We start from the raw sequence: 24970 nt of genomic DNA, 5'->3' as shown, positions 1-24970 counted from the left end.
TTATCGTTAATATTAATGCAGCACCGTGACTGCATCTTCCAGACGACCAGCGCGATGTTTCACCATCGCGGAAATCTGGGCGCTCTCTTCAACCAGTTCGGCGTTTTTCTGCGTAATGTTGCTTAATTCATTCACTGCGCGAGTCAGGCTCGAAAGACCATCTGACTGTTCCAGCGTTGAGTGACTGATTTGGGCAATCAACTGCGTCACGTTTTGCACCTGCGCCACAATATCATCCATCGTGCGCCCTGCGGCGTGAACCTGGTCGGATCCGGACTGCACCTTATCGGCGCTGGCATCAATCAGCTTGCGGATATCATTGGCTGCACTGGCGCTGCGGCTGGCAAGATGACGCACTTCTCCCGCCACCACGGCGAACCCTTTCCCCTGCTCACCCGCCCGTGCGGCTTCAACAGCGGCGTTCAGGGCCAGAATATTAGTCTGGAAAGCAATATCGTTAATCAGCGTGGTAATGGTGCCGATCCGCTGGGTGCTGTTGGCGATATCGTCCATAGTTTTGATGACGGTATCCATCGCCTCGCCGCCGTGCGTCGCCGCGCTGCTGGCTGCAATGGAGAGCTTGTCGGCCGCGGCGGCGGTCTCTGAGTTTTGCTTCACCGATGCCGCCATCTGATTCATGGTGGTCACCGTTTCCTGCACGTTCTCTACGGTCTGCTGCGTATGCTTGTTTAAATCATCGCTGCCTTTCGCCAGCGTTTCGCTGTCGCTGCGCACACAGCTCACCTGACTGGAGACATCATGGATGAGCCAACGGCACATTAGCCCCAGTTGCCCAACCGCTCGCAGCATCAGGCCCAGTTCATCACTGCGGTTAAGATGCGACACGCTGTTTCGTTCACCGGTCGCCACTTTTAGCGCCTGACGAGCGACATTCTCAATAGGACGCACAATCTGCCATTCGAAAATAGCCGTTCCCAGCATCATCACCAGCGCGCTTATCAGCAGTAACGGCCATTCGGCGCCCATTTGCTGCAATGCGGCCGCCAGTACGATAAACATAATTGCCATTACGCTGCGCACTCGCCAGCGAATCGGCAGCGCCGGGAGTTTACCCAGCCAGCCTTTGCGTACCACCAGTCCTTTATGGATACGTCGGTTGCAACGCCCTTCATTCAGCGCTTTATATAAAGGCTCTACCGCCGCAATCTCCTCGTCAGTGGCCCGGGTACGAATCGACATATATCCGGTGACACGACCTTCCCGCACCATCGGCACCGCATTGGCCCTTACCCAGTAGTGATCGCCATTCTTACGCCGGTTTTTCACAATCCCGCTCCATGGCTCGCCCTGTTTCAGGGTGTACCACATATCCGCAAACGCCGCTTTTGGCATATCCGGATGACGAACCAGATTGTGCGGCTTATCGAGCAATTCATTCAGTTGATAGCCACTGACCTGGACAAAGGTATCGTTCGCGTGGGTGATATAGCTTTGTAAATCGGTGGTCGACATGAGGGTGATATCATCATCCAGCGGTGTATTTTGCTGACTAACGTAGGGATGAGAAGACATGATTGCGTCCTGTGCAGGTTATCTGGTTGTTAACTCTTTCGGCTTATGTTATTTCGGCGATAATTTTTTTATCTTTAGTTGTTAAATTTGATTTAGATCGCAATTTGCGATTAAACCTCAAAATCTGTACGCATTCTAATCCATTGATTTAAAATACTTTCATTCAGTAACTATTCAACTGCACTTCTACCAACGCACCGTCACAGTGCAAACATTGCTCACTTTTAGCGCAGAAAAGTGCTTTTCCGATCTGTTTTCGCGGTCTTAACCTGGGCAAAATGCCAGCAAATGTTAAACATTAGAATTAAATGTTGCGTGAATGAGATGTTTCCTGGTGTTTATCCCGATTTTTGCTAAGCGCGCCGGAATGGCGCAATCGCTGCAATACTTAAATCAGTATCATGTGATACGCGAGCTCCGGGAGCATATTTTGAACAGGTTACCTTCCAGCGCATCGGCCCTGGCCTGCAGCGCACACGCACTGAATCTCATCGAAAAGCGCACGCTTGATCATGAGGAAATGAAATCATTAAACCGAGAGGTGATTGAATACTTCAAGGAGCATGTCAATCCGGGGTTCTTAGAGTATCGAAAATCTGTAACTGCAGGCGGGGATTACGGAGCCGTAGAGTGGCAAGCGGGAAGCCTGAATACGCTTGTCGACACCCAGGGGCAGGAGTTCGTCGATTGCCTGGGTGGATTTGGAATTTTCAACGTGGGGCACCGTAATCCAGTCGTGGTTTCCGCCGTACAGAATCAACTCGCGAAACAACCTCTGCACAGCCAGGAGTTACTTGACCCTCTGCGGGCCATGCTGGCAAAAACCCTCGCCGCGCTGGCGCCAGGTAAACTGAAATACAGTTTTTTCTGTAACAGCGGGACCGAGTCGGTTGAAGCCGCTCTGAAGCTGGCGAAAGCGTATCAATCGCCGCGCGGTAAATTTACGTTCATTGCCACCAGCGGCGCATTCCACGGTAAATCACTGGGAGCACTGTCCGCCACGGCTAAATCAACCTTCCGCAAACCGTTTATGCCGCTGCTGCCGGGTTTCCGCCATGTGCCGTTTGGCGATATTAACGCGATGCGCACCATGCTCAGCGAGTGTAAAAAGACCGGTGACGACGTCGCAGCCGTGATCCTCGAACCTATCCAGGGTGAAGGGGGCGTGATCCTGCCACCGCAAGGGTATTTGCCCGCCGTGCGTAAACTTTGCGATGAGTTTGGCGCACTGATGATCCTTGATGAAGTGCAGACCGGCATGGGTCGTACCGGCAAAATGTTCGCCTGCGAGCACGAAAACGTGCAGCCCGACATTATGTGTCTGGCCAAAGCGCTGGGCGGCGGCGTGATGCCAATTGGCGCAACCATTGCCACCGAAGAGGTGTTTTCCGTCCTGTTCGATAATCCCTTCTTGCATACCACCACGTTTGGCGGCAACCCGCTCGCTTGTGCGGCTGCGCTAGCCACCATTAACGTCCTGCTGGAGCAAAATTTACCGGCTCAGGCGGAGCAGAAAGGCGATATGTTGCTGGATGGTTTCCGCCAGCTTGCGCGGGAGTACCCAGACCTGGTGCATGATGTACGCGGTAAAGGCATGCTGATGGCAATTGAGTTTGTCGATAATGAAATCGGCTACAACTTTGCCAGTGAGATGTTCCGCCAGCGGGTACTGGTTGCCGGCACGCTAAACAATGCAAAGACGATCCGTATCGAACCGCCGTTAACGTTAACGATCGAGCAATGCGATCTGGTATTGCGATCGACGCGCAAAGCCCTGGCAGCATTACGGGTGAGCGTGGAGCAGGTGTAATACATGTCGGATGGCGCTGCGCATCTCAGGCTTACGGGATCAAATGTAGGTCGGATAAAAGCGTAGCCGCCATCCGGCAATTAGCACAACTTAAACAATCCGCACACCCGCTGGCATAAGGCGTTCTGGCGTCAGCAGCACGCTTTCGCTGCCATCGTCCGTCTCAGCGCAGAGCAACATGCATTCTGACGTTTCCCCGCGCATTTTGGCCTTTTGCAGATTACACAGCACCACCACCGTTTTCCCCATCAGCTCCTCTTCGCTGTAATAAGGCACCAGGCTGGTCACGGTTTGCAGCGTACGCTCTCCCACATCCACCTGCACGATATACAACTTATCAGCATTGTCATGGCGTTTTACCTGTGCGATTTTTCCAACACGTATTTCCATTCGGGCAAAATCAGCAAATGCGACGGTATCCATTGTGTTCTCCTTTGGTAAAATTTTACTAAATACTAGCAAAATATTTTCTTGGCATGGTTCTCAAAAGCGGGAAAATGACGTAGTCATCACACTCTGAAAGCCCAGTTTTACCCCAGGCATGTCAATTAAACGTACTTTTTTTACTGAAAACAGATGAATAGATAAGCACTTCATTTACAATGCGCAGGTAACTCAGGGAAAAGGCAAACATGGCAACACTTAAAGACATCGCAATCGAAGCTGGCGTGTCCCTGGCGACAGTGTCCCGGGTTTTAAACGATGACCCCACGCTGAATGTAAAAGAAGAGACCAAGCATCGCATTCTGGAGATCGCGGAAAAACTGGAGTACAAAACCAGCAGTGCTCGTAAAAACCAGACCAGCGCGCTCGGCCCCCAGCATATTCTGGCGCTCTACAGCTACCAGCAGGATTTGGAAATCAACGATCCTTACTATCTCGCGATCCGTCACGGAATAGAAACCCAGTGTGAGAAGCTGGGGATCGAACTGACCAACTGCTATGAGCACAGTGGGCTACCGGAGAGCAAAAACATTACCGGCATTCTTATTGTCGGCAAGCCTTCTTCGGCTTTGCGTAATGCAGCAGCAGCGCTTACCGACAACATCTGCTTTATCGATTTCCATGAACCCGGCAGCGAATATGACGCCGTCGATATCGATCTGGCCCGCATCAGTAAAGAGAGTATCGACTACTTCATCGCCCAGGGCGTCACTCGCATTGGCTTCATCGGCGGTGAAGACGAACCCGGCAAGGCAGATATCCGTGAAGCTGCGTTTGTCGAATACGGTCGTCTGCAGCAGGTCGTTTCTGAACAGGACATCTATCGCGGCGGTTTCTCCAGTTCATCAGGGTATGAACTGGCCAAAAAAATGCTGGCGAAAGCCGACTATCCCGGTGCCCTGTTTGTGGCTTCAGACTCGATTGCTATTGGCGTTCTGCGCGCCATTCACGAGCGTGGCCTGAACATTCCGCAGGACATTTCGCTGATTAGCGTTAATGATATCCCGACAGCGCGCTTCACCTTTCCTCCGCTTTCCACCGTTCGCATCCATTCAGAAATGATGGGCAGTCAGGGCGTCAACCTGCTGTTTGAGAAAGCCCGCGACGGGCGTGCGCTTCCTCTGCTGGTTTTTGTTCCCAGCAAGCTGAAACTGCGCGGCACCACCCGCTAAAATCCCCAGTAAACACGCCCGGTTTCTTCTGATGCCGGGCGCGCATTGTCATGCATTATTTTCTGCGCCCCATTATTTTCGTGATCCAGTTAAAGTAAATCACCTCACTCGCTATATTTTAGTAAAACTTTTACTAAAATCACCATCAATTACACTTACTCACCATTAAAATGAATGGTTCCGATTTTTCTCCACCGGGAGGCCTTATGAATCGCTGGGAAAACATTCAGCTCACCCACGAAAATCGACTGGCGCCACGCGCATATTTTTTCTCTTATGACTCCGTTGCGCAGGCTCGCTCGTTTGCCCGCGAAACCAGCAGCCTCTTTCAGTTGCTAAGCGGTCAGTGGAATTTTCAGTTCTTTGAGCATCCGCTGCAGGTGCCGGAAACCTTTACGTCGCAGTTTATGAATGACTGGGGCAGCATCACCGTCCCAGGCATGTGGCAGATGGAAGGACATGGCAAACTGCAGTATACCGACGAAGGTTTTCCTTTCCCGATTGATGTCCCCTACGTTCCAACCAATAACCCCACCGGAGCCTACCAGCGCATTTTCTCCCTCAGCGAAGGCTGGCTGGGCAAACAAACGCTGATTAAATTTGATGGCGTAGAAACCTACTTCGAAGTTTACGTGAATGGTCAGTACGTCGGTTTCAGCAAAGGCAGCCGCCTGACGGCTGAATTTGATATCAGCGCGGTGGTAAAGACCGGTGACAACCTGCTGTGCGTTCGCGTAATGCAATGGGCTGATTCCACTTACGTTGAAGACCAGGACATGTGGTGGTCGGCGGGAATTTTCCGCGACGTCTATCTGGTAGGCAAACAGGCGACCCATATTCAGGATTTTACCGTTCGCACCGAGTTCGATGATGACTATCGCGACGCCACCCTCACCTGCGACATTGCGCTGGAAAACCTGGCTGCCACGCCAGCGATGGCGTCGCTCGAATACACCTTGTTTGACGGTGAGCAGGCGCTGCATAGCGGCGTGATTAACAATCTGGCAGTGGATCAACACACCCGCACCGCTTTTAATTTCAAGGTTAGCGCGCCGCAGCAGTGGTCAGCGGAATCGCCGTATCTTTATCATCTGGTGATGACGCTGAAAGATGCCAACGGCAATCTCCTTGAGGTCGTGCCACAGCGGGTCGGATTCCGCGATATCAAAGTTCGCGACGGTCTGTTTTACATCAATAACCGCTACGTGATGCTGCATGGCGTTAACCGTCACGACAACGATCATCTTAAAGGCCGTGCGGTTGGCATGGATCGCGTTGAAAAAGATCTGCTGTTAATGAAGCAGCACAACATCAATTCCGTGCGTACCGCTCATTACCCGAACGATCCGCGCTTCTATGAATTGTGCGATATCTACGGTCTGTTCGTGATGGCCGAAACCGACGTTGAATCTCACGGCTTCGCCAATATCGGCGATATCAGCCGGATAACAGACGATCCGCTGTGGGAAAACGTCTACGTTGAGCGCATCGTGCGCCACATCCATGCACAAAAAAACCACCCGTCGATCGTCATCTGGTCGCTCGGCAACGAATCCGGATACGGCTGTAACATCCGCGCCATGTATCACGCCGCGAAAGCGCTGGATGACACGCGTCTGATCCATTACGAAGAAGATCGTGACGCCGAAGTGGTGGATATCATCTCCACCATGTACACCCGTGTGCCGCTGATGAATGAGTTTGGCGAATATCCACATCCTAAGCCGCGCATCATCTGCGAATATGCTCACGCCATGGGCAACGGTCCCGGCGGGCTGACGGAATATCAGAACGTCTTTTATCAGCATGACTGCATTCAGGGACACTATGTCTGGGAGTGGTGCGATCACGGGATTCAGGCCAAAGATGACGACGGCAACGTCTGGTACAAATATGGCGGCGACTACGGCGACTATCCGAACAACTACAACTTCTGCCTTGATGGCCTGATTTATTCCGATCAAACCCCGGGGCCGGGTCTGCAGGAATACAAGCAGGTGATTGCGCCAGTAAAAGTACGCGCACAGGATCTGGCTCGCGGCGAGCTACGGGTAGAAAACAAACTGTGGTTTACCACGCTTGACGACTACACCTTGCATATTGAGGTTCGCGCCGAAGGAGATACGCTTTCTGCTCAGCAGATAAAACTGCGCGACGTCCCTCCTGACAGCGATACCCTGGTGCAATGCACACTGCCGGAGCTGGATGCGCGCGAAGCGTTCCTCAACGTCATCGTGACGAAAGATTCCCGTACGGCATACAGCGAAGCCGGGCACCACATCGCGACTTATCAGTTCCCGCTGAAGGCCAAAACGGCGGCTGCCGTACCGTTTAGCCTGAAAAACGCTACCCCTCTGACGCTGGAAGACAGCCGCCAGAGCTGCACCATACGCGGTTATAACTTCCATCTGACCTTCTCAAAACTGAACGGTAAGCCCATTAGCTGGACCGTTAACGGTGAGGAACTGATTACCCGTGAACCGAAGATTAATTTCTTCAAACCAACCATTGATAACCACAAACAAGAGTTCGAAGGCCTTTGGCAACCAAATCATTTACAGATTATGCAGGAGCATCTGCGCGATTTTGCCATTGAGCAAACCGATGACGCGCTGTTGATAACCAGCCAGACGATTATCGCCCCGCCGGTATTTGATTTCGGTATGCGCTGTACCTACCGCTGGCGGATTGCCGCAGACGGTCAGTTGAACGTGGAGCTTTCCGGCCAGCCTTACGGCGAGTACCGGGACATTATTCCGTGCATCGGCTTCACGATGGGCATCAACGGCGATTTGGGGCAGGTGGCGTATTACGGACGTGGTCCCGGTGAAAACTATGCCGATAGCCAGCAGGCCAACATCATCGATATCTGGCGCAGCAGCGTGGATGAGATGTTCGAAAACTATCCGTTCCCGCAAAACAACGGCAATCGTCAGGACGTGCGCTGGGCAACGCTAACCAACCGCCACGGCAACGGTCTGCTGGTGATTCCGCAGCGCCCTGTCAACCTGAGCGCCTGGCGCTATACGCCAGAAAATATCTTTGCCGCACAGCACTGTAATGCGCTGCAGCGCAGCGATGACATCACCCTGAATCTGGACCACCAGGTGCTGGGCTTAGGCTCCAACTCGTGGGGAAGCGAGGTGCTTGATTCCTGGCGCGTCTGGTTCCGTTCGTTCAGCTACGGCTTCACGTTGTTGCCGGTTTCCGGTAGCGAATCTAGCGCTCAAACCGCCGCCAGCCGCATCTTTGGTACCGGGTTCTTTTCCACGAATTTGCACAGTGAGAATACAAAATGAGGATCATCGACAACTTAGCGCAGTTCCAACAAATTTACGCATCCGGGAAGAAGTGGCAGCGCTGCGTCGAAGCGATTGAAAATATTGATAATATTCAACCAGGCGTCGCCCACTCTATCGGTGATTCCCTGAGCTATCGCGTGGAGACAGACTCCGCGACCGATGCGCTGTTTACCGGTCATCGTCGTTATTTTGAGATCCATTACTACCTGCAAGGACAGCAAAAAATAGAGTATGCCGCCAAAGAGGATCTCCAGGTGGTTGAATATTATCGCGATGAAACCGATCGCGAATATCTGAAAGGCTGTGGAAAAACCGTAGAAGTGCGCGAAGGACAAATGGTTATTTGTGACAACCATGAAGCCTATCGTTTTATTTGTAATAACGCAGTGAAGAAAGTCGTACTCAAAGTCACCATCGAAGATGGTTATTTTCATAATAAATAAAAACACAGGCGGCGCCGACGTTGCGCCGCCAGTACCCTATAATAATCAGGAATCGGAGATGTGCTATGTCTGATACCAAACGTAATACCATCGGCAAGTTCGGCTTACTTTCACTCACCTTTGCCGCGGTTTATAGTTTTAATAACGTTATCAACAATAATATTGAGCTGGGTCTGGCATCCGCACCGATGTTTTTCCTCGCGACGATCTTCTACTTTATTCCGTTCTGCTTAATCATCGCTGAATTTGTTTCGCTGAATAAAAACTCCGAAGCCGGTGTCTATGCATGGGTGAAAAGTTCGCTGGGCGGACGTTGGGCATTTATTACCGCCTATACCTATTGGTTCGTTAACCTGTTCTTTTTTACCTCGCTGTTACCCCGTGTTATCGCCTACGCCTCATATGCTTTTTTAGGCTACGAATACATTCTGACGCCGTTCGCAACCACTGTGTTAAGTATGGTGCTGTTTGCCTTCTCCACCTGGGTTTCGACCAACGGCGCAAAAATGTTAGGACCAATTACTTCGGTCACCTCCACATTGATGCTGCTGCTGACCCTGTCCTACATCCTGCTGGCGGGTACTGCGCTGGTTGGCGGCGTACAGCCTGCTGACCCTATCACCGTAGACGCAATGATCCCGAATTTTAACTGGGCCTTCCTCGGTATCACCACCTGGATCTTTATGGCGGCAGGCGGTGCGGAGTCGGTGGCAGTGTACGTCAACGACGTCAAGGGCGGGTCCAAATCGTTCGTGAAGGTTATTATCATTGCCGGGATTTTTATTGGCGTGCTCTATTCCATCTCCTCGGTACTGATCAACGTCTTCGTGAGCAGCAAAGAGCTGAAATTTACCGGTGGTTCGGTACAGGTATTCCACGGCCTGGCGGCATACTTTGGCCTGCCGGAACTGATCGTTAACCGCTTTGTCGGCCTGGTCTCCTTTACCGCGATGTTCGGCTCTCTGCTGATGTGGACCGCAACGCCGGTGAAAATTTTCTTCTCTGAAATTCCGGCGGGAATTTTCGGTAAAAAAACCGTCGAACTGAATGAAAACGGCGTTCCGGCCCGCGCAGCCTGGATTCAGTTCCTGATTGTTATCCCGCTGATGATTATCCCAACGCTCGGCTCCAATACCGTGCAGGATTTAATGAACACCATCATCAACATGACAGCCGCCGCATCGATGCTGCCGCCGCTGTTTATTATGCTGGCTTACCTGAATCTGCGCGCAAAACTGGACCACTTACCGCGCGACTTCCGTATGGGTTCGCAAAAAACCGGCATTATTGTGGTATCGATGCTGATTGTCCTTTTCACCATCGGGTTTATTGCCTCGACCTTCCCGACCGGCGGTAACATCATGACAATTATATTCTATAACGTCGGGGGGATTGTTATTTTTCTCGGTTTTGCCTGGTGGAAATACAGTAAATACATCAAAGGGCTAACCAAAGAAGAAAAAGCTATTGAGGCGGCTCCCGCGTCAGATATTAATTAAAATATTAATAACGATTAGAGCGGTCTGTTTTCTTGCTCACCTGAAATACAATGTGAAATTAAATATACAGACTTGCAGGGCATTTATTGCCCTGCTCTTCTGTTGTGTACTTTCATTATTTGCAGCAAAGATTCGTCCACCAGCGGCCGCAACGTGTGAATCGCCCCCTGCCAGAAGGAGGTTTAGCAACCCAGGACGCTCTGCGGCATTTATTCAACCCCCAGATGCCGCCACAGTTTGTCCAGCGGCATTGTCGCCAGCGCCACACACTCATCGGCGGCGCCGTACCAGACGTGCAGCGTCTCATCGCGGATCAGCGCCCCACAGGTGAACACCACGTTGCCGAAGAAGCCTTCGCGCTCGTAGGGCGCATCTGGCTCCAGCAACGGTACCGGTGATTTCGCCAGAATGCGGGTCGGCTCGTTGAGATCCAGCAGCAGCGCGCCAAGGCAGTAGCGCTGATCGGCATCCACACCGTGGTAGATCTCCAGCCAGCCGCGATCGGTTTTTAATACCGGCGCGCCGCCGCCTGATTTACGGCAGTCCCAGGCATCGCCGGACCGTCCCAGCAGGTGGCGATGGTTGCCCCAGTGCAACATATCCGGCGACTCGCAGATCCAGATTTCCGGATGACCGAAGTGGCACGGGGCCGGACGGGTCAGGGCGTGATATTTACCGGCGATCTTTTCCGGGAAAAAGCAGACGTCGCGGTTGTCCGGGCAGAGGATCAACCCTTTTTTCTCCACCGTGACAAAATCTTTGGTCACCGCTAACGCGGTAGAGATCCCCAGCGACGACACCGCCGAGTAGTTGATGTACGCGGTATCATCGATGCGGGTGATCCGCGCATCTTCGCAGCCGAACTCTTCATATTGCGTATCGGCGATGATAAACGGCTGGCTGTCAATCCGGAAGTTCACCCCGTCGCGACTGCGCGCCAGACGCAGATGCGACATAGAGGTCAGCCACACCCGCGCCGGATCGCTTTTCAGCACGATCACCCGCGGATCGCTGAAATCATAGCGTTCATCGCGACGATCGAAACTCGCGGTGGCCTGTACCCAGCCCGCATCGGTTTTTTCCAACAGCGGTACGACACGCTGCTGCGGGTCGGAATTGATCACGCTTTCCGCCACCCGCAGCAGCAAAACGATCTCCCCGTCACACTCCGTTACGCCAGCATTGAAAACACAATCGACCTTCCTGCCGGGCAGTGAAGGCGTCACGTCCGCCGGGGTAATCAACGGGTTTTTACTGTGCCTGTCCATGTACTCTCCTTTTGATCAAACATTGATTCTTGCCAATCCATTGCGCGTCCTCCCCGTACAGCACTTCAGCCTCAATCTCCTGCCACGGATTGCGAACGGGCGCACCAAAGTTGATGGCGACCCAGACCTGCTCCGCCGCCGTCGAACGGGTAAACCAGACGCATTCGTCAGTGAGGTCGAGCGAGTCCTGCTGTCCCTGATGCAGCGCCGCAACGCGGTGGCGCAGGGCGATCAGCCGTCGGTACTGATGCCAGAACGATGTCTCATCCTGCTGCTGGCGCTCCGCGTTAATCAGGGCGATATCGCCGCCGACGGGCATCCACGGCACGACGGAGGAAAATCCGCCAAAGGGGGCGTCGCGCCAGGGCAGCGGCGCACGCGAACCATCCCGCGAATGTTCAATAGCCAGCGCCAGCGCCTGCTGCGGGCTGCTGCCTGCGGCAAGGGCGGTGCGGTAATGGGTTATTCCCTGAATATCAAAAAGCTGCTCTGCCGTTTGCGGACGGTAGTCGGTCACCCCCAGCTCTTCTCCCTGGAAGATAAACGGCACGCCGCTCACCGTTAGCTGAAGCGCCAGCACCGCCAGCGCCCGCCCGGTATCGCGCTCGTTTTCGCCAAAGCGGCTGATCATCCGCGACATATCATGGCTGGAGAAAAACAGCGTCGGTAAACCCGACTGCGCAACCAGCGTGGTTTTTAACTGGCTGAAAAGACGGGAAACATCAAAGGTTTTCTGGCTGCCGATATTAAAATTAAACACCACGTCCATCAGCTGCGGACTTTGATAGCGGCTGAGCACGTCAGGGTCTTCGCTGCCGATTTCGCCAATCAGGAAATAGTCACCCTGCGCCCGAACATGGGCACACAGCCGTTGCAGCGTCTCCGGGAGTCGCGGCTGATTGATGTCAAATTCATGGCGCTGCTCGCCGTTCTCTTCCGGGTTATCAGGCCCAATGCCGTCGGTAGTAAGAAAGTTGATAACGTCAAAGCGAAAACCGTCCACCCCCTGCGTAACCCAGAAATCCACCACCCGGTAAATTTCCTGTTCCACCGCGGGGTTGGCCCAGTTGAGATCCACCTGGCCGGGCGCGAATTTATGGTAATAAAATTCGCCGGTGTCAGGCTCCGCGGTCCACGCGCTGCCGGAAAAGAAAGAACGCCAGTTATTCGGCTGGCGGCGAAAAAGGAAATAATCACGATAGCGGCTGCCCGGATTATTCCACGCATCGCGAAACCAGGGATGTTCTGAGGAGACGTGATTGACCACCAGATCGATAATCACCCGAATGCCTCTGGCGTGGCAGCCGTCAACCACCCGGCGAAAATCGTCGAGAGTGCCGAAACGGGCGTCAACGGCGCAGTAATCGCTGATATCGTAGCCGTTATCCACCAGCGGAGAGGGATAAAACGGCGTGATCCACACCGCGCCGATGCCCAGCGCCTGCAAATAATCCAGCCGGGAAATCAGGCCCGGAAAATCGCCCAGCCCGTCGTTATTGCCGTCGCAAAACGAAGGCAGATAAATTTGATAACAGGTACACGCCTGCCACCACGGTTGCTTTTTCACCGTCACGTTCCTTATTTCAGTGATAACGACATGCCTTCGAGGAAGTATTTTCTGAACAGAATAAACAGGACAACGATTGGCAGCATCTGCACCACCGACCCCGCCAGCACCGGTCCCAGGTAGATGCCATAGGATTTGCTGAAGGTGGCGAGCAGCACCGAAAACGGCATTTTGTCCACTTCGCGCATCACGATCAGCGGCCAGAGGAAGTTGTCCCATGAGCTGGAAAAGGTGAACAGCGCGACAATCGCCAGAATGGATTTATTCAGCGGCATCATCACATGCCGCAAGATCCCCCACAGGCTGGCGTGATCGAGCCTTGCGGCGTACAGGTAATCATTCGGCGTGCCTTTAAAGCTCTGCGAAACCATAAAAATGCCCCAGGCGCTCATCGCATACGGCAGGATCATCGCCCCGTAGCTGTTGATCAGCCCCAGTTCACGCATCAGGACAAACTGTGGAATGATGAACATAAAGACCGGGAAAACCATCTGCACAATCAACAGGTTGCGAAACGCATTTTTGCCGCGAAACTCGGTTTTCGCGACGGCATATCCCACCAGCATTGAGGTCAGCGTGACGCAGACGGTAATGGTGAGCGACACGAACAGCGAGTTAACCAGGGTGCGCAAAAAAGGTTTGTCCGCCCGGTTGCTGTTATCGAACAGAAAAGCGTAATTCTCCAGCGTCAGATGACCGGAAAACAGCCCGGTCGTGTAGATTTGCGCCGTCGGTTTCAACGAGGAGATCACCATCCAGATAAAAGGATACAGCCAGGTGAGCGCCAGCAAAAACATCACGGCGTGAATGAGCAGCGTTAAGGGAGTCAGTTTCTTCATTCACACAATCTCGATATGTTTTTCGAATACTTTGCGGAAGACCCAGATGGCGAGGAAACTGCATGCCGCAACGATAATCGACATGGTCGCCGCCCAGGTTGGCTTCATTTTCTGGAACGCCACTTCATACATCACCACCATCGGACTGGTGGTGCTGTTGAGCGGTCCGCCGCCGGTGATAAGATACGGCTCGGTAAAGATGCTGAACGCCACGGTAATCGCCAGCACCATCACCATCACGATTTGCGCGTTCATCATCGGCAGGGTAATCGCCCAACTTTGCTTAAACTTCCCGGTTTTATCCAACTGCGCCGCGCTGTAAATATCCGCGGGGATCGCCACCATCCCGGAATAGAGAATCAGCCCGTAATAACCGACGAATTTCCAGGTAACAATTAACGCAATGGATAACATGGCGCAGTCAGGGTTGGTAAACCAGGGCACAGAGATGCCGAAACTGGCCTGTAAAAATTGATTGACCGGCCCGTATTCGCTGAACAGTTTTGCAAAGACGATGGAATAGGCCACCCCCGAAGAGATATTCGCCAGTAAAAAGCTCAGGGCAATAAAACTTTTCCCGTACTTAATTTTTCGTAATCCCGCGGCAAACAGCAGCGAGGCAAGAAAGACAATCGGGATATACCACATTAAAAAACGGCACACGTTCCACATCGACTGCCAGAATAACGCGTCATGAAACACGCCAATGATATTCTGTAATCCGCTAAACGTCGGCGTGCCAATAAATTGCCAGTTCGTCACGCTAAGCACGACCAGCCAGCACAGCGGATAAAACCAGAACAGCAACGAATAACCGATCCACGTGGAGGCCAACAGGCCTCCGGTGCGGGATTCATATCCAGCCATTTTTTCCCCTTATTTCGCCAGCAACGTGTTAATTTCCTGCGCGGATTTATCGAGGGTGGCTGCCGGATCGGCGTGGTTGAAAATGACCTGCTCCAGCATCTGCGTCATGCTGCGCTGAATCTCCGTGGTTTGCGTAGTGGCCGCTGGCGGCAGCGCGACGTCCACGTAAGAAGCGATCGCCTTCTCCAGCGGGTTTTTCTCAAAGTAATTCACAAACAGCGGATTACTCATTAAATCACTGCGTGCTGGCGGCATACCGGTCAGCTCCAGCCAGCTCCGGTCGTGCTCGGCGTTGTTAAAGACCCACTGAATAAACGCCCACGCCTGCGCTTTGCGCTTGCTGGAACTGAAGATCACCACCCCTTTGCTGTCGCCGAACGTATACGGGTGCGCGTCGCCTTTCTCGGTGAGCATCGGCCCAATTTGCAGCGTTTTGAGGATCTCCGGATACTGCTTGTGATAGCGAGCGATATCCCACGGACCGCGCGCGGATGCCAGCACCTGTCCGGTCGCTAACGGATCGTCGGCGGCGGTGAAGTCGTAGCTGCTCCACTTGCTGTTAAAGACTTTCCCCATAAAGGTCAGTACCGCCTGTCCGGCAGGATCGGCAAACGTCGCCTGATGACCCGCGAGGTAAGGTTTACCGCCGTTTTGCGCATAATAAAGCGGAATAAAATCGAACCAGCGTTCCCACCAGTTTTTCCCGGCAGTCATCTGGATAACATAGCCGTTATTATCCGCCGCCCGGCGCTCTGCCAGTTGATAAAGCTCATCATAACGGGTCGGAACATGATCAAAACCATACTGCTTGAGTAAATCGCCCCGCCACCACCAGACGATAGGATTAATATAGATTGGCAGAACGTGTTGCTCGCCGTTTAATTGCCAGGCAGGAATAATTTTGCCCATCTGTCGGTTATTAACGAGTTCATTAAAACCACTCATTTTAGACAGGTCTTCAAGCTGACCAATTTCCACCAACTGGCTGGCAAAACCGATAAAGATATTACTGGAAATATCGGGTTCCGTGCCGGAAGCCAGCGCGTTCATTATTGCCTCTTCAGAACTGCTGGCGGCAGGAATGGGCGTAAATTCGACCGGGGTATGCGCCGGGTCTTTATTCCATTCTTTAACCATAGTATTCCAGAAGGCTTCTTCATTTTCGTTTGGTGCCACCCACATTTTAATTGGCGTTTTTGCTGTCTCTGCGGATTTTTTATCATCCGGACCGCAGCCAGAAATACAAAATGCGAATAGTACACAGGCTGTTAATTTAGCTAATTTTACAACTCTCACGATAACTCTCCATTTACTTTCAATAAGTATTGATTTACCGCTACCCTGCTATTGAATGGAGCGTAAATTAACACCCCCTTTTTATGTTTAACGTTAAACAAATCACAAAACGATTTTTGTTTAACGTTAAACTTTGCATCAACGTTCAACGCAATGGACGATTGAAATAAATAATTCACGCCAATATATAAACCAAGCAAATATATTAAACATGAAAATAAACGTTAATGATAATAAAGATAAGAAACGTATTACGATAAAATCATTGGCCAAGATTATGGGTATTTCCCATACCACGGTGTCGAACGCATGGAATAATCCGGAAAAATTATCTCCGGAGCTGCGCCAGCGAATTTTGCAATATGCCAGCGAGCTTGGCTTTCAGGGACCGGACAAGCTGGCGCGCGCGCTGCGTACCGGCAAATCTGACACCATCGGCGTGATATTCAACGACTCTATGAGTTACGTGTTTATCGATCCCCACGACATTGCGCTGATGCGGGGGATCGCCGTCCAGTGTGAAGAACAAAACGTCAATCTGGTCTTGATCCCTTTGCGTAAGCGGCAACAGACGCCGCTCAACACCCTGGTTGATGGCTATATTCTCAACGCCACGCATAACAATGCGGCCATGATCCAGCACGCGCTGGCTCATGGGCGTCCGGTGGTCACGCTCGATTTTCAGTTTCCCGACCACAGCAGCGTCTCCATCGATAACGCCTGCGCCATGCGCGATATTGCCCGCTATCTGGCCGATAAAGGTCATCGACATTTCGGCATCATCGCCTTTCCGTCACAGCCCTCGGCGCAGGGAATGTGCGATCTGACCGCCCCCGTCACCGGCGACAACCTGCTGATGCTCTCCCGCGTGAATGCCTGCCGGGAGGTTTTCCAGCAGCGCGGCTTCGCCCTTGATACGTGCTGGCTGTATCAAACCCGACACGATGAAGAACACGGCGAACAGGCGGCCAAAGCGTTACTGGAAACCCATCCGGAGATCACTGCGCTTATCTGCCTTTCCGATCGCTTCGCCGTCGGCGCGATCCACTACTGCCAACGGCAGCAGCTGGCGGTTCCGCAGCGGGTTGCCGTTACCGGTTTCGATAATCTCGCCGTTGAGGTGGCGGGAATACGCCTGACCACCATCGCGCAAGACGCGGAAAAGAAAGGGGAAATGGCCGTCAAATTGCTGCTCACCAGAGGACCGGTGACCCACTATGAATTGCCTTACCAGCTCATCATTCGGGAGTCAGCCTGACTCATTAATTACAGAAGAGTAGATTATGGATGAACTAACCTGTTTTAAAGCCTACGACATTCGCGGTGAGGTTGGCGTCAACCTGACGCCGGATATCGCCTTTCGCATCGGTCGCGCTTACGCCGCCTGGCGCCATCCGCGCCGGGTAGTGATCGGCGCCGACATTCGCCTTAGCTCGGAATCGTTAAAATCCGCCGTGACCGACGGGCTGATTTCCAGCGGCGTGGATGTTATCGACCTTGGGCTGTCAGGCACCGAAGAGATCTATTTCGCCACCCGGGAACTGCGTGCCGACGGCGGCATTCAGATTACCGCCAGCCATAACCCGGCGCAGTACAATGGTATGAAACTGGTGCGCGAAGAGGCGCGTCCGATCAGTAACGACAACGGCCTGCTGGAGATAAAAGCGCTGGCGGAGCGCAACGACTTTGCACCGATTGTCCATCGTGGCAGCCTCATCCCTTATGATAATCGCCCCGCCTGGATTGCCTGCCTGCTGCGCTTCCTTCAGCATCCGCCGACTCGCCCGTTACGTATTGTGACCAACGCCGGACATGGCACCGTCGGGCCTGCGCTTGACGCGATCGCCGACGGACTGGCCCGTGCGGGCGTTCAGATTGAGTTTATTCGCCTGCACCATCAGCCGGACGGTCATTTCCCGGCGGGCGTGCCCAATCCGATGCTGACGGAAAACCGCCTCATCACCCAGCAGGCGGTTATCGAGAATCAGGCTGATTTCGGCATCGCCTGGGATGGCGATTTCGATCGCTGCTTCTTCTTTGATGAGTGTGGCCGCTTTATTGAGAGCTACTACCTGGTTGGCCTGTTCGCCGAGCACTTCCTGCAACGCTCCGCAGGCAGTCACATCATTCTGGACCCGCGGCTGACGTGGAATACGCTGGACGTTGTAACTCGCTGCGGCGGAATCCCGGTCATCAGCAAAACCGGGCACGCCTTTATCAAAGCGCGGATGCGCGAAGAGGACGCGGTCTACGGTGGAGAAATGAGCGGCCACCACTACTTCCACGATTTTGGCTATTGCGACAGCGGGATGATCCCACTGGTATTGCTGCTGCAAATTATCGGCAGCGACAGCCGTCCGCTGTCGGCGTATATCGAACACGCCCAGGTGCGCTTTCCGGTTTCCGGCGAAATCAATCTGACGGTGGCCGATCCGCAATCGGTCATGCAATCCATCGCCGCTCACTATCTGCAAGCCGGCGGCCTGCGTGACGATTGCGATGGGTTGAGCATCGACTTCGTTGACTGGCGCTTCAACTTACGCGCCTCCAACACCGAGCCGCTGCTGCGCCTGAACGTGGAAACCCGCGCGGATACGGCACTGCTGGCGCGCAAAACCGATGAACTTTTAACGCTGATTGCAGCCTGGGATTCTGACAAGGAGAGGTTATGACCGCGCTAAGCCTGAGCAATATTCATAAAGCCTGGGGCAAGAACACCATCATTGAAAATCTGTCGCTGGAGATCGCCTCCGGGGAGTTCATTGTGCTGGTTGGCCCTTCCGGATGCGGGAAATCCACGCTGCTGCGGATCATCGCCGGACTGGAAATCCCCGACGGCGGTAAACTGGTGATGGGGGGAAAAGAGGTCACCAGGCTTGCGGCGGGCAAACGCAACCTGTCGATGGTGTTTCAGTCCTACGCCCTCTACCCGCATATGACCGTCAGGGAAAATCTGTCATTCGGTTTACGTAATATCAACACGCCCGCCGCCGAGATTGATAAGCGGGTCGCTCACGCCGCCAGCATGCTGAAGCTGGAAGAGATGCTGGACAGGCTGCCGCAGAATCTGTCCGGCGGGCAGCGCCAACGTGTGGCGATCGGGCGTTCTATTGTCCAGCAACCGGAACTGTTTCTGTTTGATGAACCGCTGTCTAACCTGGATGCCGCGTTGCGGGTCGGGATGCGCCAGGAGATCCAGCAACTGCATAACACCCTGAAAAACACCATGATCTATGTAACGCACGATCAGGTGGAGGCGATGACGCTGGCCGATCGCATCGTGGTGCTTTACAAGGGAAAAATTGAGCAGGTGGGCACGCCGCTGGAGCTGTATAACACCCCGGCAAACCTGTTTGTCGCTGAGTTTATCGGCACGCCGAAAATCAATGTTCTGCCAGCGGTATGGCGTGAAGGCGCGCTGCATATCGCCGATAACCTCGTCTTCCGCCTCACCCGTCAGCCCGCAGGCGTTAGCGACGGGGACAAACTGTTTGTCGCCATCCGCCCGGAGCATATGCAGTACCAGCAGACCGGGGATTTCACATTGCAAGGTCGTACCCGGCTGTGTGAATTACAGGGCGACTCTACGCTGGTGTGGTTGGATTTAGCCGGCCACCCCGTGTGCCTGAAGTCTTTTCAACAGCTTAGCTTCATGCCGGATACACCACTTACGCTCACCGTACAAGAGTCGCACCTGCATCTCTTTGACGGTCTGGGTAAACGACTGGCGTTCTGACCCACTTGCCCTTGCGTCCGCAGGGGCATTTTTTGAATCCCATCACAATCACGGCATTCCCCTTTTCCCTTTTACGCGGCGACGGCTAAATTATTAACTCATCCGACCACATAACAATAATTTTACATACTGGACACCTTTATGAGCTATCCGTCGCTGTTCGCCCCGCTCGATTTAGGCTTCACCACGCTTAAAAACCGCGTGCTGATGGGTTCAATGCATACCGGGCTGGAGGAGTATCCCGACGGTGCAGAACGGCTGGCCGCGTTCTACGCCGAGCGCGCCCGTCATGGCGTAGCGTTAATTGTGAGCGGAGGTATTGCGCCTGCGCTTTCCGGCGTGGGGATGGAAGGCGGCGCGATGCTGAACGACACCAGCCAGCTTGCACATCATCGCGTCATTACCGACGCCGTGCATGACGAAGGCGGCAAAATCGCCCTGCAAATCCTGCATACTGGCCGTTACAGCTACCAACCGCATCTGGTGGCACCTTCTGCCATTCAGGCGCCAATCAACCGCTTTACGCCGCATGAGCTGACGCACGATGAGGTGCTGCAGTTGATTGAAGATTTTGCCCACTGCGCTCAACTGGCGAGGGAAGCGGGCTATGATGGCGTCGAAGTGATGGGCTCGGAAGGCTATCTCATCAACGAATTCCTGACTCTGCGTACCAATCAGCGCAATGACGAATGGGGCGGCGAGTATGCCAACCGCATGCGTTTTGCCGTGGAAGTGGTGCGCGCGGTACGCCAGCGTGCCGGTAATGACTTTATTATTATCTTCCGCCTGTCGATGCTCGATCTGGTGGAAAACGGCGGAACCTTCGACGAAACCGTCCAACTGGCGCAGGCGATAGAAGCTGCAGGGGCGACCATTATTAACACCGGTATTGGCTGGCATGAGGCGCGTATTCCCACTATTGCCACCCCGGTGCCGCGCGGTGCGTTTAGTTGGGTGACACGTAAGCTGAAAGGGCATGTGACGATCCCACTGGTCACCACCAACCGCATTAACGATCCTCAAGTCGCCGATGACATTCTGGCCCGTGGCGATGCCGATATGGTGTCGATGGCCCGTCCGTTCCTCGCCGATGCCGAACTGCTGTCAAAAGCGCAAACCGGACGAGCGGATGAGATCAATACCTGTATCGGCTGTAACCAGGCCTGCCTGGATCAGATTTTCGTCGGCAAAGTCACCTCTTGCCTGGTGAATCCGCGCGCCTGCCATGAGACCAAAATGCCGATCGTTGCCGCCACTGTGCCGAAAAATCTGGCGGTTGTCGGAGCAGGTCCTGCAGGCCTCGCCTTCGCCATTAATGCCGCCGCACGCGGTCATCACGTGACATTGTTTGACGCGCATAGCGAGATTGGCGGGCAGTTTAATATCGCTAAGCAGATCCCCGGCAAAGAAGAATTCTATGAAACCCTGCGCTACTACCGCCGGATGATCGATGTGACTGGCGTGTCGCTGAAGCTGAATCACTTTGTCAGCGCACGCGATCTGTACCCCTTCGATGAAGTGATCCTCGCCAGCGGGATCGAGCCACGTATGCCACCGATCGAGGGGATCGCGCATCCTAAAGTGCTCAGCTATCTCGACGTCCTGCGCGATAAAATGCCGGTGGGCAAACGCGTGGCGATCGTTGGCTGCGGCGGGATCGGTTTTGATACCGCCATGTATTTGAGCCAGCCCGGTGAGCCCACCAGCCAAAACATTGCGGAATTCTGCGTGGAATGGGGGATCGACACCAGCCTGCAACAGCCTGGCGGCTTACGCCTGGAAGGCCCGCACTTATCCCGCAGCCCGCGCCAGATAGTGATGTTGCAGCGCAAAGCCAGCAAACCGGGACAAGGTTTAGGGAAAACGACGGGCTGGATCCATCGCGCAACCCTGCTCTCACGCGGCGTGAAAATGATCCCGGCAGTTAGCTATCAGAAAATTGATGATGATGGGTTACACGTCGTGTTGAACGGTGAACCGTTGATCTTTAACGTGGATAACGTGGTGATTTGCGCCGGACAAGAGCCGCGCCGTGAACTGGTTGATCCACTCCACGCGGCAGGTAAAACGGTACATCTGATCGGCGGCTGCGATGTGGCGATGGAGCTGGATGCCCGGCGCGCTATTGCCCAAGGGACGACGCTGGCGCTGGAAATTTAACAGTATGTATTTCGTAGGCCGGATAAGGCGGTCACGCCGCCATCCGGCACACACGATTAGCGGCGGCGACCGGTTTTGACCGCTTTTAGCACCACGAATTTATTATTGGTGGCGATGGTCACGCAGTTGCCGAAAATCTTCTTCAGCTTGTGGAAGTAGTCAAGGTGACGGTTAGCCACAATGTACAGCTCACCGTTGATTTTCAGGCAGCGGCGAGCGTGGTGGAACATCTCCCAGGCAATGTTATCCGTCAGCGCGTGCTTCTGGTGGAACGGTGGGTTACACAGCACGGCGTTAAAGCGGAACGGTTCGACGCCCGACAGCGCGTTGTTGATCATAAACTCACAGCGATCCAGCGCTTCAGGCATGTTACTTTCCACGTTCAAGCGGCTTGAAGCCACCGCCATCGGCGATTCATCAACAAATACCACGCTGGCTTCCGGGTTCTTCGCCAGCAGCGTCATACCGATGACGCCGTTACCACAGCCGAGGTCAACAATCTCCCCTTCGAGGTTTTCCGGCAGATGCTCGATAAAAAAGCGCGCGCCGATATCCAGTCCGGTACGGGAGAAGACGTTGGCGTGGTTATGGATAGTCCATTCGGTACCTTCCAGCTTCCAGCTTAGCGTTTGCGAGGCAGCGGCCAGCTCAGGTTTGCTGAACGTACAGTTGATTAAACGGGCTTTTTTCCACGCCAGCGTGGTGGTGGTTGGACCCAAAACTTTTTCAAACAGCTCCAGCGTCGAAGTATGCACATCACGCGCTTTTGCCCCGGCGATGATACGCGTTTGCGGCGTTACCACTTCGCGCAGCGCGCGCAGTTGCTGCTCCAGCAGCGCCATGGTTTTTGGCAGCTTAATCAGCACCACGCCCGGCGCCTGCGGGTAGTCAGCCGTACTGTCGAGGAACTTGACGCTCGACTCGGCAATATCGTTATGACGCAGGTTCTCGCGTGTGGCAAGCTCGCTGAGATAGGAGTCGCCAATGCTGTACGGCGAATGTTGCGCCAGCGCACAGCCCAGCGCGCCAAAGGTATCATTCAGGATTAGCACCGGGCCGCTAATCTCGGTATCGTCCAGCTGTTGCAGCAGATATTCATCTGCCGCTTCCCACGCCAGCAGCGGGTTAACGTCATCCGTTTCCGGGAAACGTTTAAGTGACAGCGAACGGAAACCGTTGTCTATGTGGCTCATCGGCCCTCCTGAATGGTAAAATTTCGGCGTATCCCTGAAAAGGGTGCGTGAGTATACACTTTTTATGATTGGCATGGGCAAAGATGAACCAACTAACTTATCTCCAGGGCTACCCGGAACATTTGCTTTCTCAGGTGAGAACGCTGATTGCTGAACAGCGTCTGGGCGCAGTGCTGGAGAAGCGCTATCCGGGGACGCATGATTTCGCGACCGACAAAGCGCTCTGGCAATATACTCAGGACCTGAAAAATCAGTTCCTGCGTAATGCCCCGCCGCTGAATAAAGTCATGTATGACAGCAAGATACACGTTCTGAAGAATGCGCTGGGGCTGCATACCGCCGTATCTCGCGTGCAGGGCGGTAAGCTAAAAGCCAAAGCGGAGATCCGCGTTGCCACCGTGTTTCGCAATGCCCCTGAACCTTTTTTACGCATGATCGTCGTTCATGAACTGGCGCATCTGAAAGAAAAAGAGCACGACAAAGCGTTTTACCAGCTGTGCTGTCATATGGAGCCTCAGTATCATCAACTGGAGTTCGATACCCGCCTGTGGTTAACGCAACAATCGTTAAAGCAAACTGCGTAGTTGCGCACTGGCTTTGTCTTCAGGGCATGCTAAATTGACGAAAGGATCCCTTTTCGCAGCCTGAAGGCCATTATGATACGTTTCGCAGTAATTGGCACAAACTGGATCACCCGCCAGTTTGTCGATGCCGCCCATGAAACCGGCAAATATAAGTTAACCGCGGTCTATTCCCGTAGCCTTGAACAGGCGCAGACCTTCGCCAACGATTACCCCGTCGAGCATCTGTTTACCTCACTGGAAGCGATGGCGCAAAGCGAGGCGATCGACGCCGTCTACATCGCCAGTCCAAACTCCCTGCACTTCCCGCAGACCGAGCTGTTTTTGCGGCACAAAAAGCATGTTATTTGCGAAAAGCCGCTGGCCTCAAACCTGGCGCAAGCCGAAGCCGCTATCGCCTGCGCGCGCGAAAATCAGGTCGTGCTGTTTGAAGCGTTTAAGACCGCCAGCTTGCCTAACTTCCTGCTGTTGCAGCAATCTCTACCCAAAGTCGGAAGAATCAGGAAAGCGTTTATTAATTACTGCCAGTACTCCTCGCGTTACCAGCGCTATCTGGACGGTGAAAATCCGAACACGTTTAATCCGGCGTTCTCAAATGGCTCGATTATGGATATCGGTTTTTACTGCCTGGCCTCAGCGGTTGCGCTGTGGGGTGAGCCGCAAAGCGTTCAGGCCAGCGCCAGTCTGCTGGAAAGCGGCGTAGATGCCCACGGCGTGGTGGTGATGAATTACGGTGATTTCAGCGTCACACTCCAGCACTCAAAAGTAAGCGACTCGGTGTTAGCCAGTGAAATTCAGGGTGAGCAGGGATCGCTGGTGATCGAGCATATTTCCGAGTGTCAGAAAGTGTGCTTCGTTCCTCGCGGGGGGAAAACCCAGGATCTGACGACGCCTCAGCACATCAATACTATGCTGTATGAGGCAGAGGCTTTTGCTCATTTGGTTGAATCCGGCGAAGTGGATCACCCCGCACTGGCCGTCAGCCGTATCACCGCCAAACTGCAAACAGAGATTCGCCGCCAGACCGGCGTGATTTTCCCGGCAGATGAAGCGGTAACATCGCTGACTGCGTAAAGGTATGTAAAACGAATGTTGCAGGTCATTGACTGAATGCATGGCCTGTAATATTTTGTAACCCGCAAAGGGGAGTAACTTCGTTGTCGGTTGATCGTCATTACGATGTGTGAAAAACCACATCCGGTCGCCGGGCGATAACAAAGGAATACGCCATCGTATTCCTTTGTTGTTGTAAGTGAGACC

At 53.6% G+C, this 24970-nt stretch carries 19 protein-coding genes; 11 read left to right on the top strand and 8 right to left on the bottom strand.

Features of this window, described 5'->3' with window-relative positions:
- Positions 1 to 12: 12 nt before the first annotated feature.
- Positions 13 to 1533 carry a methyl-accepting chemotaxis protein gene (locus tag OGV75_RS03140; RefSeq protein ID WP_016154592.1) on the bottom strand — a complete coding sequence of 507 codons (1521 nt, stop codon included), beginning with the start codon at positions 1531 to 1533 and terminating at the stop codon, positions 13 to 15.
- A gap of 430 nt (positions 1534 to 1963) precedes the next feature.
- On the opposite strand from OGV75_RS03140, the gene ygjG reads away from it, so the two are divergent.
- Complete coding sequence (gene ygjG, locus OGV75_RS03135; RefSeq protein ID WP_049259762.1) at positions 1964 to 3343, top strand: putrescine aminotransferase; 1380 nt, start codon at positions 1964 to 1966, stop codon at positions 3341 to 3343.
- A 90-nt stretch (positions 3344 to 3433) separates the two neighbouring features.
- Here the strand turns inward: ygjG and OGV75_RS03130 are convergent, their stop codons facing one another.
- A complete protein-coding gene (locus OGV75_RS03130) occupies positions 3434 to 3766 on the bottom strand; it encodes a tRNA-binding protein (protein WP_016157522.1) in 333 nt (110 codons plus the stop codon).
- Between the two features lie 209 nt (positions 3767 to 3975).
- Between OGV75_RS03130 and ebgR the strand changes: the two genes are divergently transcribed.
- The 4 genes from ebgR (at position 3976) to OGV75_RS03110 (ending at position 10203) form a co-directional block, all read left to right on the top strand.
- Positions 3976 to 4959, top strand: a complete 984-nt coding sequence (gene ebgR, locus OGV75_RS03125; RefSeq protein ID WP_016157523.1) for a transcriptional regulator EbgR — start codon at positions 3976 to 3978, stop codon at positions 4957 to 4959.
- A gap of 206 nt (positions 4960 to 5165) precedes the next feature.
- On the top strand, positions 5166 to 8258 hold the full coding sequence (ebgA, locus tag OGV75_RS03120; protein ID WP_286480332.1) for a beta-galactosidase subunit alpha: 3093 nt from the start codon (positions 5166 to 5168) through the stop codon (positions 8256 to 8258).
- Positions 8255 to 8704 (top strand): beta-galactosidase subunit beta, encoded by a 450-nt coding sequence (locus tag OGV75_RS03115; protein ID WP_016154597.1) that lies wholly within the window; start codon positions 8255 to 8257, stop codon positions 8702 to 8704. Before ebgA ends, OGV75_RS03115 begins: the two co-directional genes overlap by 4 nt.
- 65 nt (positions 8705 to 8769) lie before the next feature.
- Positions 8770 to 10203: an amino acid permease gene (locus tag OGV75_RS03110; protein ID WP_016154598.1), complete on the top strand. Its 1434-nt coding sequence runs from the start codon at positions 8770 to 8772 to the stop codon at positions 10201 to 10203.
- Positions 10204 to 10412: 209 nt separating this feature from the next.
- Here OGV75_RS03110 and OGV75_RS03105 read toward each other — a convergent pair whose 3' ends face one another.
- The 5 genes from OGV75_RS03105 to OGV75_RS03085 are packed head-to-tail and all read right to left on the bottom strand — an operon-like array spanning position 10413 to position 16040.
- Positions 10413 to 11471: a glycoside hydrolase family 130 protein gene (locus OGV75_RS03105; protein WP_019077748.1), complete on the bottom strand. Its 1059-nt coding sequence runs from the start codon at positions 11469 to 11471 to the stop codon at positions 10413 to 10415.
- Positions 11455 to 13038: an alpha-glucosidase gene (locus tag OGV75_RS03100; protein ID WP_286480331.1), complete on the bottom strand. Its 1584-nt coding sequence runs from the start codon at positions 13036 to 13038 to the stop codon at positions 11455 to 11457. The genes OGV75_RS03105 and OGV75_RS03100 overlap by 17 nt, the downstream gene beginning before the upstream one ends.
- Positions 13039 to 13049: 11 nt before the next feature.
- Entirely contained in the window at positions 13050 to 13877 is an 828-nt protein-coding gene (locus OGV75_RS03095) for a carbohydrate ABC transporter permease (RefSeq protein WP_016154601.1), read from the bottom strand.
- Positions 13878 to 14744, bottom strand: a complete 867-nt coding sequence (locus tag OGV75_RS03090; protein WP_016154602.1) for a carbohydrate ABC transporter permease — start codon at positions 14742 to 14744, stop codon at positions 13878 to 13880. It abuts the gene before it with no gap.
- A gap of 9 nt (positions 14745 to 14753) precedes the next feature.
- Positions 14754 to 16040 carry an ABC transporter substrate-binding protein gene (locus OGV75_RS03085; RefSeq protein WP_016154603.1) on the bottom strand — a complete coding sequence of 429 codons (1287 nt, stop codon included), beginning with the start codon at positions 16038 to 16040 and terminating at the stop codon, positions 14754 to 14756.
- Positions 16041 to 16251: 211 nt separating this feature from the next.
- Here OGV75_RS03085 and OGV75_RS03080 point away from each other — a divergent pair, with 211 nt between their 5' ends.
- The 4 genes from OGV75_RS03080 (at position 16252) to OGV75_RS03065 (ending at position 21936) form a co-directional block, all read left to right on the top strand.
- Complete coding sequence (locus OGV75_RS03080) at positions 16252 to 17298, top strand: LacI family DNA-binding transcriptional regulator (RefSeq protein WP_016154604.1); 1047 nt, start codon at positions 16252 to 16254, stop codon at positions 17296 to 17298.
- A gap of 25 nt (positions 17299 to 17323) precedes the next feature.
- Positions 17324 to 18712 carry a phosphohexomutase domain-containing protein gene (locus OGV75_RS03075; protein ID WP_286480330.1) on the top strand — a complete coding sequence of 463 codons (1389 nt, stop codon included), beginning with the start codon at positions 17324 to 17326 and terminating at the stop codon, positions 18710 to 18712.
- Positions 18709 to 19776, top strand: coding sequence for an ABC transporter ATP-binding protein (locus OGV75_RS03070; protein ID WP_049040409.1), 1068 nt, complete (start codon positions 18709 to 18711; stop codon positions 19774 to 19776). The genes OGV75_RS03075 and OGV75_RS03070 overlap by 4 nt, the downstream gene beginning before the upstream one ends.
- A 141-nt stretch (positions 19777 to 19917) precedes the next feature.
- The gene (locus OGV75_RS03065) at positions 19918 to 21936 is read left to right on the top strand and encodes an oxidoreductase (protein WP_016154607.1); all 2019 of its coding nucleotides are present in this window, start codon (positions 19918 to 19920) and stop codon (positions 21934 to 21936) included.
- Between the two features lie 56 nt (positions 21937 to 21992).
- Here OGV75_RS03065 and rlmG read toward each other — a convergent pair whose 3' ends face one another.
- A complete protein-coding gene (gene rlmG, locus OGV75_RS03060) occupies positions 21993 to 23129 on the bottom strand; it encodes a 23S rRNA (guanine(1835)-N(2))-methyltransferase RlmG (protein WP_016157532.1) in 1137 nt (378 codons plus the stop codon).
- Positions 23130 to 23212: 83 nt separating this feature from the next.
- Here rlmG and OGV75_RS03055 point away from each other — a divergent pair, with 83 nt between their 5' ends.
- Positions 23213 to 23713, top strand: a complete 501-nt coding sequence (locus OGV75_RS03055) for a M48 metallopeptidase family protein (RefSeq protein ID WP_016154609.1) — start codon at positions 23213 to 23215, stop codon at positions 23711 to 23713.
- Positions 23714 to 23785: 72 nt separating this feature from the next.
- Positions 23786 to 24784: a Gfo/Idh/MocA family protein gene (locus tag OGV75_RS03050; RefSeq protein ID WP_016154610.1), complete on the top strand. Its 999-nt coding sequence runs from the start codon at positions 23786 to 23788 to the stop codon at positions 24782 to 24784.
- Positions 24785 to 24970: the final 186 nt, after the last annotated feature.

This window comes from Citrobacter sp. Cb028 (assembly GCF_030336705.1).
Taxonomy (GTDB): domain Bacteria; phylum Pseudomonadota; class Gammaproteobacteria; order Enterobacterales; family Enterobacteriaceae; genus Citrobacter; species Citrobacter braakii.
Note: the sequence above shows the minus strand (reverse complement) of the source record. Positions and strands in the feature narration are given on the sequence as shown.